The sequence below is a fragment of the Collinsella aerofaciens genome (assembly GCF_015548375.1).
In the GTDB taxonomy this organism is placed as follows: Bacteria; Actinomycetota; Coriobacteriia; order Coriobacteriales; family Coriobacteriaceae; genus Collinsella; species Collinsella aerofaciens_AB.
Genome location: NZ_JADMWW010000020.1, coordinates 25,328 through 41,705, shown reverse-complemented (window position 1 = coordinate 41,705; position 16,378 = coordinate 25,328). Strand labels below are relative to the sequence as shown.

12 protein-coding genes are annotated in these 16,378 nt (G+C 61.8%); 3 read left to right on the top strand and 9 right to left on the bottom strand.

What is annotated here, in order from left to right; all coding sequences use genetic code 11:
• From I1969_RS08730 to I1969_RS08695, 8 genes are all read right to left on the bottom strand, one after another.
• Positions 1-801, bottom strand: coding sequence for a DUF4931 domain-containing protein (locus tag I1969_RS08730; RefSeq protein ID WP_161145022.1), 801 nt, complete (start codon positions 799-801; stop codon positions 1-3).
• Between the two features lie 3 nt (positions 802-804).
• Positions 805-1,482, bottom strand: coding sequence for a copper homeostasis protein CutC (locus tag I1969_RS08725; protein ID WP_161145021.1), 678 nt, complete (start codon positions 1,480-1,482; stop codon positions 805-807).
• A gap of 175 nt (positions 1,483-1,657) precedes the next feature.
• Positions 1,658-2,371 carry an ABC transporter ATP-binding protein gene (locus I1969_RS08720; protein ID WP_006234438.1) on the bottom strand — a complete coding sequence of 238 codons (714 nt, stop codon included), beginning with the start codon at positions 2,369-2,371 and terminating at the stop codon, positions 1,658-1,660.
• Positions 2,372-3,232, bottom strand: coding sequence for an ABC transporter ATP-binding protein (locus I1969_RS08715; RefSeq protein ID WP_006234439.1), 861 nt, complete (start codon positions 3,230-3,232; stop codon positions 2,372-2,374).
• Entirely contained in the window at positions 3,222-4,301 is a 1,080-nt protein-coding gene (locus I1969_RS08710; protein WP_195234623.1) for a branched-chain amino acid ABC transporter permease, read from the bottom strand. The genes I1969_RS08715 and I1969_RS08710 overlap by 11 nt, the downstream gene beginning before the upstream one ends.
• 9 nt (positions 4,302-4,310) lie before the next feature.
• The gene (locus I1969_RS08705; RefSeq protein ID WP_099432746.1) at positions 4,311-5,192 is read right to left on the bottom strand and encodes a branched-chain amino acid ABC transporter permease; all 882 of its coding nucleotides are present in this window, start codon (positions 5,190-5,192) and stop codon (positions 4,311-4,313) included.
• Positions 5,193-5,331: 139 nt separating this feature from the next.
• A complete protein-coding gene (locus I1969_RS08700; protein WP_195234621.1) occupies positions 5,332-6,519 on the bottom strand; it encodes an ABC transporter substrate-binding protein in 1,188 nt (395 codons plus the stop codon).
• A gap of 271 nt (positions 6,520-6,790) precedes the next feature.
• Entirely contained in the window at positions 6,791-7,957 is a 1,167-nt protein-coding gene (locus I1969_RS08695; RefSeq protein ID WP_195234619.1) for an ABC transporter substrate-binding protein, read from the bottom strand.
• Positions 7,958-8,207: 250 nt separating this feature from the next.
• Between I1969_RS08695 and I1969_RS08690 the strand changes: the two genes are divergently transcribed.
• Positions 8,208-9,551 (top strand): homoserine dehydrogenase, encoded by a 1,344-nt coding sequence (locus I1969_RS08690; RefSeq protein WP_117655181.1) that lies wholly within the window; start codon positions 8,208-8,210, stop codon positions 9,549-9,551.
• A gap of 220 nt (positions 9,552-9,771) precedes the next feature.
• A complete protein-coding gene (locus I1969_RS08685; RefSeq protein ID WP_195234617.1) occupies positions 9,772-10,521 on the top strand; it encodes an SDR family NAD(P)-dependent oxidoreductase in 750 nt (249 codons plus the stop codon).
• 345 nt (positions 10,522-10,866) lie between these two features.
• On the opposite strand, the gene I1969_RS08680 is transcribed toward I1969_RS08685, so the two are convergent.
• On the bottom strand, positions 10,867-12,429 hold the full coding sequence (locus I1969_RS08680; protein ID WP_195234615.1) for a cation:proton antiporter domain-containing protein: 1,563 nt from the start codon (positions 12,427-12,429) through the stop codon (positions 10,867-10,869).
• A 184-nt stretch (positions 12,430-12,613) separates the two neighbouring features.
• On the opposite strand from I1969_RS08680, the gene I1969_RS08675 reads away from it, so the two are divergent.
• Entirely contained in the window at positions 12,614-16,360 is a 3,747-nt protein-coding gene (locus tag I1969_RS08675) for a phosphoribosylformylglycinamidine synthase (RefSeq protein WP_195234613.1), read from the top strand.
• The last annotated feature ends 18 nt before the right edge of the window (positions 16,361-16,378 follow it).

Below are 16,378 nucleotides of genomic sequence, written 5' to 3'. Positions count from 1 at the left end.
TTACGATGTGAGCGCCTCCAGATGTGCGCGGAATCGCTCCGCATCGACATCGAGCGTGGTCTCAGCATTGACCTGAGCCAGCCGATACCCGACAAAGTAGGGTGAAACCACCCAGCGCGGAAGCGCCTTGGCAATGGTCCGGCCGTCCATGTGGTAGAAGAACAAGTTGTACGACTCTGCGCGACCACCATGGTGCTCGTTCAGGATATAGCGCAGAGCTACCTGAATCGCATCGGCGAAGAGGTCCGTCTCGGCTTGGTCTCGCGCGCCATCGCTGGCGGCGATTCCCTGCGGGGCTGAAACATTGACCTCAAAGAACCCCATAATCGGTTCGGTTGAGATGTTGACCGCAACCCTTCCCCTCTGCCAAACATCGATGCCTTCAAAGTTGGCTGAGGTCAGCGCCGCATAGCCGTCCTCCTGTTCCAAGCCCACAATCTGCATGTGTGGATGGACGAGGCTGCCGCCCGAAAGCGGACCCTTGTTCTTGTACATGAGCACGCTTCGATACTGCTGCGAATCGATCATCTGCTGCCAGCAATCCAGAGCAAACCTCATCACATGGTGGAGTTCATCCGGCTTATAGGTCACCAGGTCGGCATCGTGATCGGCCGACTCGATCAGCACGGTTTGACGGGTGGCGCGCAGGGTCTTGAACTTATTCTCGAGCCAGATGCAGTCACCGTCGCGCTGGATGATGTTGGTGAGCCCCTCCGTGTTGCAAAAGGGACACGCGGTACCGGGGCGACGGTTGTCGTCGGGCTTGCCGCTCGCCTGCTGAACATCGAATACCAGCGCCACGGGTTATACCTCCAGCGGCACGATCTTGGTGCCATGGAGCTCGGAGACGTCTAGCGCCGCCGCGACCGCGTCGCGATTTGCCGTAGTGATGCCGCCGCCGGGAAGGATGGTCAAACGATCACCCGCATACTCGATTAAACGAGCCAGGTGATCGAAATTATCCTCGATCGACGTACCGGCAGCGCCGCCATGCGTGAGGATGCGCGTAACGCCGCAGTCGGCAAGTGTATCAATCGCATCGAGCTGAGCCTCGGGCGAGAGCTGGTCAAATGCCATGTGGAAGGTGATGTCGATGGGCTCACGCTTACATTCCTCGGTCGCGCAGCCCGCAGCCATCACGAGGGCGCCAAGCGTAAGTTCGTCGAGCGCCCATCCGCCAGCGCAGGGCTTGCAGCAGCCAAAGACCAAGCCGTCAACGCCGGCGCTTACGGCAAGGCCCAGGTCCATCTCCATCATACGCAGCTCGTCCTGGTCGTAGTGAAAGTCGCCGCCACGCGGGCGAATCATGCACATCACCCGTGCATCGTGCTCGTGGACATAGTTGGTCGTAGCGCTGATAACGCCGGCCGAAGGCGTGGTGCCACCAACGGCAAGGTTGTCGCACAGCTCGATACGCCTTGCACCGGCATCGATAGCCGCCGGCACCCGCTCAAAGTTCTCGGCACAAAACTCGTACAGCATAGATAGACCCCCAAAGACAGCAGATGTTTTCCGACGGGCATTGTCACACATCCCCATGAAGTTGCGGTGGAATAGGGACTCTTTTGGCCTCTGGAGCCCGTATTCAGTCCCTATTTCACCGCAACTTAAAAAGGGGCGCTGACTGAGATAGTCAGCGCCCCTTTTGTTAGGTGGGTTAGCCTCCGAGGTAGGCTTTGCGGACGTTGTCGTCATGCAGGAGCTCTTGGCCGGTGCCGGTCATGGTGATCTTGCCGGTCTCGAGCACGTAACCGCGTGTGGCGATGGAAAGCGCCATCTGCGCGTTTTGCTCGACCAGAAGCACCGTGGTGCCGGCCTTGTGCAGGTCCTCGACAATCTGGAAGATCTGTTCGATCAGAATCGGTGCCAGACCCATGGAAGGTTCGTCGAGCATGAGCAGCTTGGGATTACTCATAAGGGCGCGCCCCATAACGAGCATCTGCTGCTCGCCGCCTGAAAGGGTGCCGGCGACCTGGCGACGACGTTCCTTCAGGCGCGGGAACTGCTCGTAGACGCGCTCCAGGCCCGGAGCCACCGTGGACTTGGGCTGCGTATAGGCACCCATCTCCAGGTTCTCCTCGACCGTCATCTGCAAAAAGGCGCGACGACCCTCGGGAACCTGAGCCAGGCCCTTACCAACCAGCTTATCAGCGGGCGTATGAGTAATGTCCTCGCCCATAAACTTGATGGAACCGGTCTTGGAGCGCAGCAGGCCCGAGACGGTCTTGAGCGTTGTGGACTTGCCGGCACCGTTGGCACCAATCAAGGCCACGATCTCGCCCTCGTTAACGTTAAAGGAGATGTCCTTGATGGCGTGGATGGCGCCGTACCAGACGTTGATGTTGTAGACGGAAAGCATCGGCTCTGCCATTTAGTTCTCCCCCTTATCCTGCTTACCCAGATACGCCTCGATAACGGCATCGTTGTTCTGGATTTCCTCTGCCGTGCCCTTGGCGATGACCTTGCCAAAGTTAAGTACGCAGATGCCCTCGCAGATGTTCATGACGAGCGACATATCATGCTCGATAAGCATGATGGCGATGCCGAAGGTGTCGCGAATCTTGACGATGTTCGCCATGAGCTCTGCGGTCTCGGACGGGTTCATGCCGGCGGCAGGTTCGTCGAGCAGCAGCAGCTTGGGGTTGGTGGCAAGCGCGCGAACGATCTCCAGACGACGCTGAGCGCCGTAAGGCAGCGATCCGGCCTGCTCGTTTGCCAGATGCTCCATATCAAAGATGGACAGCAGCTCCATGGCGCGCTCGTGGGCGGCCTTCTCGTGCTTCCAATACGTCGGCAGGCGCAGCACGCCCTCAAAGCCGGAGTAGCGCTCCTGGTTGTGCAGGCCGACCTTAACGTTGTCCTCCACCGTCATGGTGTTGAACAGGCGAATGTTCTGGAACGTACGGGCAATACCCATGCGGTTGACCTGGTAGACCGACTTGCCCGAGGTGTCCTCGCCGTCGAGCAGGATGGTGCCGTGCGTGGGCTGATACACCTTGGTGAGCAGGTTGAAGACCGTGGTCTTACCGGCACCGTTGGGACCGATCAGACCGGCGATCTCGGTCTTGCCGATGGTGAGGCTAAAGTCGTCGACTGCCTTAAGGCCACCGAACTCGATGCCCAGGTGGATGCACTCAAGTGCCGGGCGCTGGCCCAAGTCACGGTCGGGAACGATGGCGCCGGAAGGATACGGGACCATCTTGCCCTTGTTGAACTCAAATTTACTGGGCATCGGCTGTCACCTCCTTCTTGGAAGCAAAGCGGTCCTTGACGCGACCGAAGAACGCCTTGAGCTGCGGGTTGTTGGTAAAAATCATGACCAGGATCAGCACGATGGCGTAGATGAGCATGCGGTAATCCGAGAACTGACGGAGTAGCTCGGGAAGCACCGTGAGCAGCGCCGCCGCGATGACGGAACCGCGCATGTTGCCCAGGCCGCCCAGGACCACGAACACCAGGATGAGGATGGACGTGTTGAAGTCGAACTTGGTGGCGGAGAGCTGCGAGAAGTTACCGCCGAAGAGAGCTCCGGCAGCACCGGCGAGGGCAGCGGAAGCCACGAAGGCGATCATGCGGTACTCGGTGACGGAGATGCCTACGGACTCGGCTGCAATCTTGTTATCGCGCACGGCCATAATGGCACGGCCGGTACGGCTGCGAACCAGGTTGAGCACGATCACGAGTGCGACCATGACCAGGATGGCACCGGCGAGGAAGGTCGAATAGGTCGACACGCCCGATGCGCCCTGCGCGCCCTTGATGATGGCGGTGCCGTCCTCGAGCAGGTGCAGGTCATCGATCGTAGAGTTGCCCGTGATGTTAAAGATCACGTGCAGGCCGCGGGAGTCGACACCCACAATGAGGCAGGTGACGATCTCTTTGATGATCTCGCCAAAAGCCAGCGTCACGATAGCCAGGTAATCGCCGCTCAGGCGAAGGACCGGGATGCCGATCAAGAAGCCCAGGATGGCGGCAGCGATGGCGCCGACCACGATGCTGATGATAAGGCGCACCGGATCGGAAGGAATAGCGCTCTCGAGGGCGACCGCGGTGACGATACCCGTGTAGGCACCGATACTCATAAAGCCCGCATGGCCCAGCGACAAGTCGCCCGCGATGCCGACGACGAGGTTGAGGGAAATGGCCATGACGATGTAGGCCGTAATGGGAACCAACTGACCGGCGATCATGCGCGGGATCATATGGTTGGACTGCATAAAGAACACGATGGCGAAGGCCACGATGCACATAGCGTACGTGACAAAATCATGACGCGTCTGCTTGTCTTTAAGAAACTTCATAACGCTCACCTACACCTTCTCGGGGACGTACTTGCCCAAGAGGCCGGCAGGCTTGACGAGCAGGACGATGATCAAAACACCAAAGACGATGGAGTTGGCAAGGCTCGTGGAAATGTAGGCCTGCGCCATCGCCTCGATGATGCCGATGAGAATGCCGCCGACAAAGGCGCCGGGGATGGAGCCGATGCCACCGAAGACGGCGGCGTCGAAGGCCTTGATGCCAGGCATGGCACCCGTCGTGGGCTGCAGCACCGGCGAGTAGGAGCACAGGAGCACGCCGGCGATGGCGGCAAGGGCAGAGCCGATGGCAAACGTCATCGAGATGGTGCGGTTGACGTTGATGCCCATGAGCTGAGCGGCGGCCTTGTCCTCGGACACGGCACGCATGGCCTTACCCATCTTGGTCTTACCTGTAAAGAACATCAGGCCGGCCATGATAACCAGGCAGGCGACGATGGTGACGAGCGAGACGGCGCTTACGTTGAACTTGGCCAAGAACTCCGGCACCTGGAAGGTGACGAGCGAAGTGAAGTTCTTGGGCGTGGCGCCCCACAGAAGCTGCGCGGCGTTCTGCAGGAAGTAAGACACGCCGATAGCCGTGATCAGAACGGCCAGCGGGCCCGCCTGACGCAGCGGCTTGTATGCCAGACCCTCGATGAGAACACCGAGAACGGTACAGACCACACAAGAGAGAACTACAGATGCCCAGCCCGGGAGGCCGAGATACGACGTGGCGCAGAACGAGACATAGGCACCGACCATGATAACGTCGCCGTGAGCGAAGTTCAGCATCTTGGCGATACCGTAGACCATGGTGTAGCCCAACGCGATGATGGCGTAGACGCTGCCCATGGACAGGCCGTTGACCAGGTATTGGATAAAGACCGTCATGTTCCACATCCCCCTTTCGAATAGGTTTCCAGTTGATGTATGAAACAGGGACGTTACATCGTCCCTAGATACCAAGCAAGCAGGGAAGGCCAAAACCTCCCCTGCTTGGGATCAAAACCGCTCTATGTAAGGCGGCCAATTAGGCCTGTACGTACTTGCCGTCGGTGATGACGTACGCCGTGGGCTCCTTCTGGACCTGGCCTTTATCGTTCCAGGTGAGCTTGCCGGTCAGACCGTCAACGGTAATCTTGAGCATAGCCTTGGACAGCTTCTCGGCGGCCTCGGTCGGGTCGGCGTCGACACCAAGACCGGCCTCCTTGAGGGCCTCGGCCACCGCGTGCACGCCGTCGTAGGCGTCGGCGGCAAACTGGTCGGGGGTATCGCCGTACTTATCCTTGTAAGCGTTGACGAAGTCGGCGTTCTTCTCGTCGTCGGCGGAGAACGGGGTCATGAGCAGCAGACCCTCGGCAAAAGAGGTATCGAAGCCCTCAACGCCCAGGATGCCGTCCATGCCGTCGCAGCCCATCATCTTGACGTCGTAGCCCATGTCCTTGGCGTTCTTGAGCAGGACGGACGCCGGCGTGTAGTAGATCGGCGCAAAGATCATGGTGGCGCCGGCCTGCTTGGCCTTGGTCAGCTGGTTCGTAAAGCTCGTGGCGGAGTCGTCCTTAAAGGTCTCCTCGTCAACAATCTCGAGCTTGGACTCAGCGGCCTGGGCCTTAAAGGAATCTGCGATGCCCGAAGAATAGGCGTCGCCGGAGTTATAGAACAGCACGAACTTCTCGTCCGCATACTTCTGCGCCAGGAACTTGGCAGCGTTGACACCCTGGTTGGGGTCGGTGAAGCAAACCTGGAAGACGCAATCCTTGCCGTCGGTGACGTCCTCGGAGGACGCGGACGGGGTGATCATGAACGTCTTGGGGTCGTTACCACACTCTGCGGCAACGGCAACCGACGCACCCGTGGTAGTCGGGCCGACGAGGGCCTGCATGCCCCAGTCGAGCAGGGTGTTGAAGGCGTTGACGGCCTTCTCGCCATCGGCCTGGTCATCCTCGGCCTTGCTGGCAAGCGGCAGCTCCTTGGTCGAAAAATCCTTGCAGCCAAGCTCGACACCCTGGGTAACGGACTTGCCGTAGGACGCGTTGGCGCCGGTCAGCGGGCCGATGGTGCCGATCTTAAACGAAGCGTCGCTCGAAGCGGAACCGCTGTCGCCGCCGTTGGAGGAGCAGCCAGCTAGAATGGACATCGCCCCCAGACCTGCTGCGCTCGCGATAACGCTCCTGCGATTCATAACAGGGTTCAATGACTTACCGGTGAGGCTCGACATGCGGCTCTCCTCTCAAATCTCGTCGGGTTTCGGTTACCCGACAGGCCATCCTTCGCCGTGTTCGGCGTTCGCAAAATACTAGACGCTTTAGTTAAGGAAAGTGGCGATTATTTCAACTTTTCTTTGGATTTGTTCATTTATCCATAATTCTGCGTATTTCTTTTATTTTATGCAGTAAAGCCACTTTATTGTGTAAAAGCAATGTTTCCGTTCTGTTACAGGCATCCCCGCCCTGAATAAAACAGCCTCACCGGTCGTGCTTTATGCGCACTTAGGCGGCAATGTACTTGCCGTCCTGGATCACATAGGCTGTAGCGGGCTTTTCGACCTGGCCCTCGTCGTTCCACGTGAGCTCGCCTGTCAGGCCCTCGATCTTGATCTTGCGCATGGCCTTGGCAAGGTCGCCGGCAATGTCGGCACCGTCGGCCGAAATGTCAATCCCCGCCCTATCGATAGCCTCGGCGATGGCGTGGACGCAATCGTAAGCGTCGGCGGCAAACTGGTTGGGCGTCTCGTCGTAGGCATCCTTATAGGCCTTGACGAAGTCGGCATTCTTCTCATCGTCAGCCGAAAACGGGGTCATGAGCAGTACGCCCTCGGCAAGAGAGGTATCGAAACCTTCCACAGAGAGCAGGCCGTCCATGCCGTCGGTACCCATGAGGGTCATGTCGTAGCCCATGTCCTTGGCGTTCTTGAGCAAAACGGACGCCGGCGTGTAGTAGATCGGCGCAAAGATGAGCGTGGCGCCGGCCTCCTTGGCCTTGGTGAGCTGGTTGGTAAAGCTCGTGGAAGAGTCGTCCTTAAAGGTCTCGGTATCGACGATGTCGAGCTTGGACGCCTTGGCCTGCTCGGCAAAAGCGTCGGCAACGCCCGAGCTATACGTATCGCCGGAGTTGTAGAACAGGGCGATCTTGGCATCCGCGTACTTCTCGGCCAAGAACTTCGCGGCGCTGGCGCCCATGGTGGGATCGGTGAAGCAAACCTGGAAAACCGTGGTCTTATCCTTGGTAACGTCGAGCGACGAGGCCGAAGGCGTGACCATGAGCATATCGTCGGCGATCTCGCCCGAGACAGCGACGGCGGCACCGGTGGTGACGGGGCCGACGAGCGCCTGCATGCCCCAGTCGCACAAGGTATTGAAGGCGTTGATGGCCTTCTCGCCGTCAGCGACGTCATCCTCAGACTTAAGCGAGAGTTTGAGGTCCTTGGTCGAAAAATCCTTGGCGGCGAGCTTGGCACCCTTCTCGGCCGAAACGCCATAGGTTGCCGCGGCGCCGGTCAGAGGGCCGATGACACCGATCTTGAAGGTCTTGCCGTCATCGGCGGAGCCGCCGTCCGAGCCACCCGACGAGCAACCAGCGAGTGCCGCGGTGCTACCGAGCGCCGCGGCGCCAGCCAAGAAACTCCTGCGGTTAAGTACGTTGTTGATGCTAAACATGGTGTCCCCCTTTTCGCTGGCCGCGGTGCGACCGTCTTGCGGTACAGGGCAAACCTTATGGTGCAAACGTTGACAGTTTGTTACGGAAGTTCGTTTGTAGCGAGCGTGTTTCCAATGTTTCCGCAGCGTTTCGGGGGTGGCGTTTTATGCTGCTCCCGCTGCCAGGCAAGCACGCGCCCGCACTTCACGCTAGAATGCACTCAACCTTTAAGCGGTTAATCCATCCATAAGATGCACGAAGGAGCTATCTATGAGCGAACCCCTGCGCACCGTGAACGTCGGCCTCATCGGTCTGGGAACCGTCGGCGGCGGCGTGGCCCGTCTGATCAAGAGCCACCACGATGAGTACCTGGCCGCCTACGGCATCGACCTTAAGCTGACCCGCGCCTGCGCGCTTGCCTGGGAGCAGGCCGAGGCGGCAGGCATTGAGCGCGAGGCCTTTACGAGTGACTGGCACGACGTCGTCACCGACCCCGCCGTCGACATCGTCGTCGAGCTGATCGGCGGCGAGCATCCCGCAACCGAGATATTCACCACCGCCTTCGAGAACGGCAAGCACGTCGTCTCTGCCAACAAGGCCCTGCTGGGCCGTCATGTCGAGACGCTCGCCGAGAAGGCGCGCGCGTGCGGCGTGCAGATTAAGTGCGAGGCCAGCTGCGGCGGTGGCATCCCCATTGTCAGCACGCTCGAGCACGACCTGGTGGGCAACAAGATCCTGACCATCGCCGGTATCCTTAACGGCACCACCAACTACATCCTGTCGCGCATGGACGCCGAGGGCGCCGATTACGCTGACGTGCTCGCCGACGCCCAGGCAAAGGGCTATGCCGAGGCCGACCCGTCCGCCGACGTCGACGGCTTCGACGCCGCCAGCAAGACGGCAATCCTCGCTTCCATCGGCTTTGGCACCCGTGTGACCACCGACGATGTCTACCAGCAGGGTATCCGTACCATCGGCGCCGAGGACATTGCCCAGGCCCGCGAGCTCGGCTACACCATCAAGCTGCTGGGCATCGCACGCAACACCGACGCCGGCGTCGACGTCCGCGTGCACCCCACGCTGATCCCCGCCGACCACATGCTTGCCAAGGTCAACGGCGCCATGAACGCTGTCTACGTGGTAGGCGACGCCGTGGGCGAGACCATGTTCTACGGTGCCGGCGCAGGCTCCTTCCCCACCGCGAGCGCCGTCGTGGGTGATATCCTGTCGCTCTCCGAGCAGATCAGCCGCGGCGTGGCTCCGCTGCCCGAGATTGAGCCCTATGGTCACAACCTCGCCTTTAAGCCCATGGACGAGCTCCAGACCAAGTACTATGTGCGCCTGAAGGTCGCCGACCGCGTGGGCGCCCTGTCCGAGACGGTCGACATCTTTGCCAAGCACAACATCTCGATCTCGCTCATCAACCAGGTCGAGGACGGCAAGTCGGGCGTCAGCGATGCCTGCTCGGTCATCTTCCTGACGCACCGCGCGCTCGAGAAGGACGTCCAGGCTGCCGCCGCCGAGCTTGCCAGCGTCGACTGCGTGGCCGAGGTCGCCAACGTCCTGCGCATCGAGGACGTCGAGGCATGGACCGAAGGCGTCATGGCCAACTAGTTCGGTTCTCGGCAAGTCAAACAACGCATGAGGGGCTCCTATCCGATTGGATGGGAGCCCCCTTTAGTTACATTTTTCGAGCGAACTGGTCGACTAACGTTTGAACAACTTGACCGTTCGTCGGCAACCGTGGATACCGTTTGCCGATATGCGACGGCAGCTGTATTTTGCCGCCGCTATGCTGTGCTGCGTATGTCCGCCCGCGATGAGAGGAAGCACCATGTTGCTCGAGGGCAAGAAAGCAATCATCACCGGAGGCACGCGCGGTATCGGCTATGCGATCGCCTGCCGTTTTATCGAGGAAGGCGCTGCCGTCACCGTCTTTGGCTCGCGCCAGGAGACTGCCGACGCGGCGGTTGAGAAGCTGGTAGCCGCCTATCCCGACGCCAAGGTCTGGGGCCGCTCCTGCGACCTCACCTCGCTCGAGGCCGTGACCGAGGCCTTTACCCAGGCTGCAGCCGACATGGGCGGCTTGGACACGGTCGTCAACAACGCCGGCATCTCCCAGCGCTCGCCGCTGCTCAACTACACGGCAGAGGAGTTCGCCAAAGTTATGGACCTCAACGTCGTCGCCGTCTTTAATGGCCACCAGGCTGCCGCCAAGATCATGACCGAAGCCGGCCACGGCGGCACCATCACCACCACGAGCTCGATGGTCGCTAAGTACGGTCAGCCCTCCGGCGTTGGCTACCCCACGTCCAAGTTCGCCGTCAACGGCATGGTCCAGTCGCTCTCGCGCGAGCTCGCCCCCATGGGCATTCGCGTCAATGCCGTAGCACCCGGTGTAACCAAAACCGACATGGTCGCCAACCTGCCTGAAGAGGTTATTAAGCCCATCGTCGCCACCATTCCGCTGGGTCGCATGGGCGAGCCCGAGGATGTCGCCAACGCCTTTGTTTTCCTGGCGAGCGACATGTCCTCCTACGTCACGGGCGCCGTGCTCCCCGTCGACGGAGCCGCCCGCTCTTAAGGGACCACAAGCCTCAGCTCCCAGCCTCAACATAGTCCAACAAAGAAGGCGCGCCGTCTGCATCAACTGCAGGCAGCGCGCCTTCTTCTGTTTGAAAGGGAAGCTGTGTCCCGGAATTCCGACTCAGACCGGGACGCAGCTTCCCTCAGGGCCATGTTTCGGAAAGAGCGCCCCGTTTTGAACGCCGATTCTGGGATACCGTTTCCGCAACGGGTCTCTCGCGGAAACTGCATCCCACTCTGAGCGCCCATTCCGGGACACAGTTTCCCAACGGCCCCCGTTTCGGAAACCACATCCCGTTCCGAGCCTTCAAAGCGGGACGCGGCTTCCCCGAGAGAGTATCGACTACTTGCCGTCGTCGTCCTCGGCTTCTTCTCTTGCATAGAGCTCCAACATGCGGCGGCGGTATTCGCGCACGGCGAGCTTGGCGCGCTCCAGGCGGCGACGCTCGCGCGGAGTCAGCTCGGACGGGTCGACCTCGTCTCCATAGGTCTTATCGGCAAGCAGGTGCGCCGCGTCCACGATGCGGGCATCGATGTGGCCGCTCGCCGCCTCGGCGGAAAGACGCTCGGCAATCGTATCGAGCGTAGGCAGGCCCTCGAATACGCGACCATGGCCATGCGAAGTCAGCAGCTCATGCTCGCGCGCGAGCAAGCTCGCTAGGTCGTGGTGGGCGCGCAGGATGTCGAGCGCATCGGATGGATGCTCGGCAACTTCTGCCACGGCGGCGACCGGCGCGGCGTCGACCACGCGGTAGAAGAGCTGCGCGAGCAACGGCATCAAGAACACCGTGATGGCACCGGCAGCAACCATGACCGACGCAATGTCTTGCGACAGCGCGCCCGCGTTGACGGCAACGCTCGTCACGGCAACGATGATCGGCAGCGCCGTGGTGCAGTACAGGGCCACGGTAATGCGACCATACGCCGACACATCGCGCGTCGCAGGACAAATGCTCATAGAAATAAGTATGGGCACGGCACGAATAATCAACAACGCCACGATAAAGCCCACGAGCAAACCCGGGCGCGACGCCACGGCCGTCAGATCGATCTTTGCGCCCGATACGGTAAAGAATACCGGAATCAAAAAGCCGTAGGCCAGGCCATCAAGCTTGGTCTCGAGCGTATGGTTGCCCTCGGGGATGATGTAGCGCAAGACAAAGCCGGCGGCAAAAGAACCCAACACGATGTCGAGATCAAAGACGGCCGAGAACGCCACGAGTGTGACCAGGATGAGCACCGTCAGGCGCACGAACGTCTGCGACGTTGTGTCGGCCCGTTCCTCGACAAACGTAAAGAAGCGACTACCCACGCGCTTGGAGCGGCTCGGGACCACGGCCAACAGCACGCAGACCACAGCAAACAGGCCAAGGATCACGAGCGTCTGGATACCAGTACGAGCGGAGAGCAGCACCGACATGGCGAGCACGGGACCGAGCTCTCCCCATGTGCCATAGGCAAGGATGGAGTCGCCCACACGCGTGCCGGCGAGCGAACGCTCGCGCATGATGGGCACGAGCGTGCCGAGCGCCGTCGAAGTGAGTGCCAGCGTCACGGCGATACCGTCGAAATGGCTAACCGAGAACCACGGGGTAAAGCGCACGGCAAGCCAGGCGATGCCAAACGTGACGACCCACGTGGCCATACCGTAGCGCCCCTCGACGCCCGTGATGTTCTTGGGATCGATCTCAAAACCGGCAAGCAGGAACAAAAAGGCCAGGCCGAGCTCAGACACGAGCGAGACCTCGGCATCTACATGGATAAAGCCGAGCATATGAGGCCCCAGCACCGCGCCGAACACGAGCAAAAAGACCGTCTCGGGAACGGGTTTCCCGGGGATCGCCGAAGCGATGAAGGGGCTTGCGAAGGCCACGAGTGCGATGATGGCGAGCGAAACGAATGCCATGTGATGCCTTTCTCTTGATTGCGCTTCACTGTAGCACCCTCGCCGTCCTCAACGCGCCGCGAGCTGTCGTATCATAGTGAGGTTTACAAACATGTGGCTCAAGGCGACCGCGAGGCTTGCCCCGTTAACCGACCGCTGCCGCATACCGTACCGTACGCCCAACCGATTAGGAAGGCAGGAACCAATGGTCTCTCGTATCTACGTGGAGAAGAAACCCGGGTTCGACGTCGAGGCTCAGCAGCTCAAGGGCGAGCTGACCGAAATTCTCGGCATCAAGGGCATCGAGGCCCTGAGGATCATCAACCGCTACGACGTCGAGGGCATCGACGAGGAGCTTTTCCGCTCCTGCGTGCCGACCGTCTTTAGCGAGCCCCAGGTCGATATGACCTATGACGAGCTCCCCGCAAGCGATGGCGCCGTCTTTGCCGTCGAATTCCTGCCTGGCCAGTTTGACCAGCGCGCCGACTCCGCCAGTGAGTGCGTGCAGCTCATCAGCCAGGGCGAGCGCCCCGCCGTGCGCTCCGCCAAGGTCTATATGATCTCGGGCGCTCTGGACGAAGCCGCCATCGAAGCCATCAAGCACTACGTGGTGAACCCCGTCGAGGCCCGCATCGCCTCGCTCGACCTGCCCGAGACGCTGTACATGGAGACCCCCGAGCCCCAGCCCGTCGAAGTGCTCGACGGCTTCCGCGAGCTCGATGAGGCCGGCCTTGCCGCCTTTATTTCCGATCGCGGCCTTGCCATGGACGAGGCGGACATCGCCTTCTGCCAGCAGTACTTCCGCGATGAGGATCGCGACCCCACCATCACCGAGATCCGCGTGATCGACACCTACTGGTCCGATCACTGCCGTCACACCACCTTCGGCACCGTCCTGGATGACGTGACGATCGACGACGCCGTGGTGCAGCAGGCCTTCGACCGCTACATGGAGATGCGCCACGAGCTCGGTCGCGACGCCAAGCCCGTCTGTCTCATGGACATGGGCACCATCGGCGCCAAGTACCTCAAGAAGACCGGCGTCATGACCGATGTCGATGAGTCTGAGGAGATCAACGCCTGCACCGTCAAGGTGAAGGTCGATGTCGATGGCGAGGACCAGGACTGGCTGTTCCTCTTTAAGAACGAGACTCACAACCACCCGACCGAGATCGAGCCCTTCGGCGGTGCCGCCACCTGCGTGGGCGGCGCCATCCGCGACCCGCTCTCGGGCCGCAGCTATGTGTACCAGGCCATGCGCGTCACCGGCGCCGGCGACCCCACCGTCCCGGTTTCCGAGACGCTCGAGGGCAAGCTGCCGCAGCGCAAGCTCGTGACCACTGCCGCCGCCGGCTACTCCAGCTACGGCAACCAGATCGGCCTTGCCACCGGTCAGGTCAATGAGCTCTATCATCCCGGCTACGTGGCCAAGCGCATGGAGGTCGGCGCCGTCGTGGGCGCTACCCCGGCAAGCCACGTGCGTCGCGAGTGCCCCGCCCCCACCGACAAGATCATTCTGCTGGGCGGCCGCACCGGCCGTGACGGCATCGGCGGTGCCACCGGCTCCTCCAAGACCCAGAACACCGAGTCCATCGAAACCTCGGGCGCCGAGGTCCAGAAGGGCAACGCCCCGGTCGAGCGCAAGCTGCAGCGTCTGTTCCGCCGCGGCGACGCCTGCCGCCTGATCAAGCGCTGCAACGACTTTGGCGCCGGCGGCGTCTCGGTCGCCGTAGGCGAACTTGCCGACGGCCTGTATGTCGACCTAGACACCGTGACCAAAAAGTACGACGGCCTGGACGGCACCGAGCTCGCCATCTCCGAGTCCCAGGAGCGTATGGCCTGCGCCGTCGCCGATGGTGACGTCGAGGAGTTCATGGGCTACGCCGCCGAGGAGAACCTGGAGGCGACCGTTATCGCCGAGGTTACCGCCGAGCCGCGCATGCGCATGGCCTGGAACGGTGTCGCCATCGTCGACCTATCCCGCGAGTTCCTTAACTCCAACGGCGCGCCCAAGCACCAGGTCGCCCACGTGTGCGCCCGCAGCGTGTGGCAGCCCAGCTGGGCCGGCACCACGCTTGCCGAGCGCATGACCTCGCTTGTCACCGACCTCAACGTCGCCTCCAACAAGGGCCTTTCCGAGCGCTTCGACTCCACCATCGGTGCCGCAACCGTGCTCATGCCCTTTGGCGGCAAGACGCAGCTCACCCCGAGCTCGGCCATGGTCGCCAAGTTCCCCGTGGACGGCGAGACCACCACGGCGAGCGCCATGGCATGGGGCTTCAACCCCTACCTGATGGAAGCCGACCAGTTTGCGGGCGCCTACCTGTCCGTGGTCGAGTCCATCGCCAAGCTCGTGGCTGCCGGCTTTGAGCACAAGCGCGCCTACCTCTCCTTCCAGGAGTACTTCGAGCGTCTGCGCACCGAGGCCGAGCGCTGGGGCAAGCCCACGGCAGCCGTCCTGGGCGCCCTCATGGCCCAAGTCGACCTGGGTGCCGGCGCCATCGGTGGCAAGGATTCCATGAGCGGCTCGTTTGAGGACGAGGCCGGCGAGCTCAACGTTCCGCCGACTCTGATCAGCTTCGCCGTGGCCGTGGGCCGCGCGGCGCGCGCCGTCTCCCCTGAGTTCAAGGGCCTGACACACCGCGTCGTCCGCATCGCCCCCGCCACCTATGGCGAGGACTACCGCCCCGACGCCCAGCAGCTGCTCGCCGCGTTTGACGCCGTCGAGGCGCTCACTGCCAACGGCGACGCCCTGGCCGTCTCCACGCCCGGCTACGGCTGCGGCGCCGAGAGCCTCTTTAAGATGTGCGTCGGCAACCAGATCGGTATCGAGCTTGCCGAGGATGTGGACGTGGAGAGTCTCTTCACCCCGCTCTACGGCAGCTTTATCGTCGAGCTCGCCGAGGACGCCGAGCTGCCCGAGGTCGCCGACGGCGTTGTCGTCGAGCCCCTGGGTACCACCGTCGAGGGCTATGTCATCGACACCGGCTCCGAGGTCATCGAGCTCGCCGAGCTCCAGGAGGCCTGGGAGAGCGGCATCGAGGGCGTCTTCGCCTACCGCAGCACCGGCGAGACCCCCGAGGTCGAGACCATCGACTTCCGCGCCAAGGATATCCACGTGTACGGCGGCGCCAAGATCGCCCGCCCGCGCGTGATCATCCCTGTGTTCCCCGGCAACAACTGCGAGTACGACAGCGCCCGCGCCTTCCGTGCCGCCGGCGCCGAGGCCGACACCTTCGTGATCAACAACCTCACGCCCGAGGCCGTCGCCGAGAGCACCCACGAGCTTGCCCGCCGCATCCGTGCAAGCCAGATTGTCATGATCCCCGGCGGCTTCTCGGGCGGCGACGAGCCCGACGGCTCCGCCAAGTTCATCACGGCGTTCTTCCGCGCTCCCGAGGTCACCGAGGCAGTCCGCGACCTGCTCAAGGCCCGCGACGGCCTGATGCTGGGCATTTGCAACGGCTTCCAGGCCCTGGTCAAGCTCGGCCTGGTGCCCTACGGCGACATCGTCGACGCCACGCCCGATGCGCCCACGCTGACCTTTAACACCATCGGTCGTCACCAGAGCCGCCTGGTGCGCACCCGCATCTCGTCCAACCTGTCCCCGTGGCTGTCGCAGTGCAGCCTGGACGACCCCTACACCGTCGCCATCAGCCACGGCGAGGGCCGCTTTGTCGCCAACGACGAGGTGCTCGCCCAGCTGATCGCCAACGGCCAGGTCGCCACGCAGTACGTGGGCGAGGACGGCAAGCCCAGCATGGATCTTTCCGTCAACCCCAACGGCTCCGCACTCGCCATCGAGGGCATCACGAGCCCCGACGGCCGCGTCCTGGGCAAGATGGGCCATGCCGAGCGTCGCGGCGACAACCTGTACCGCAACGTGCCCGAGCATGTCCCCGGCGATAAGTTCATGCCGATCTTTGAGAGCGGCGTAGCCTACTTCGCCTAAACCTTTCCCATCGGGTAC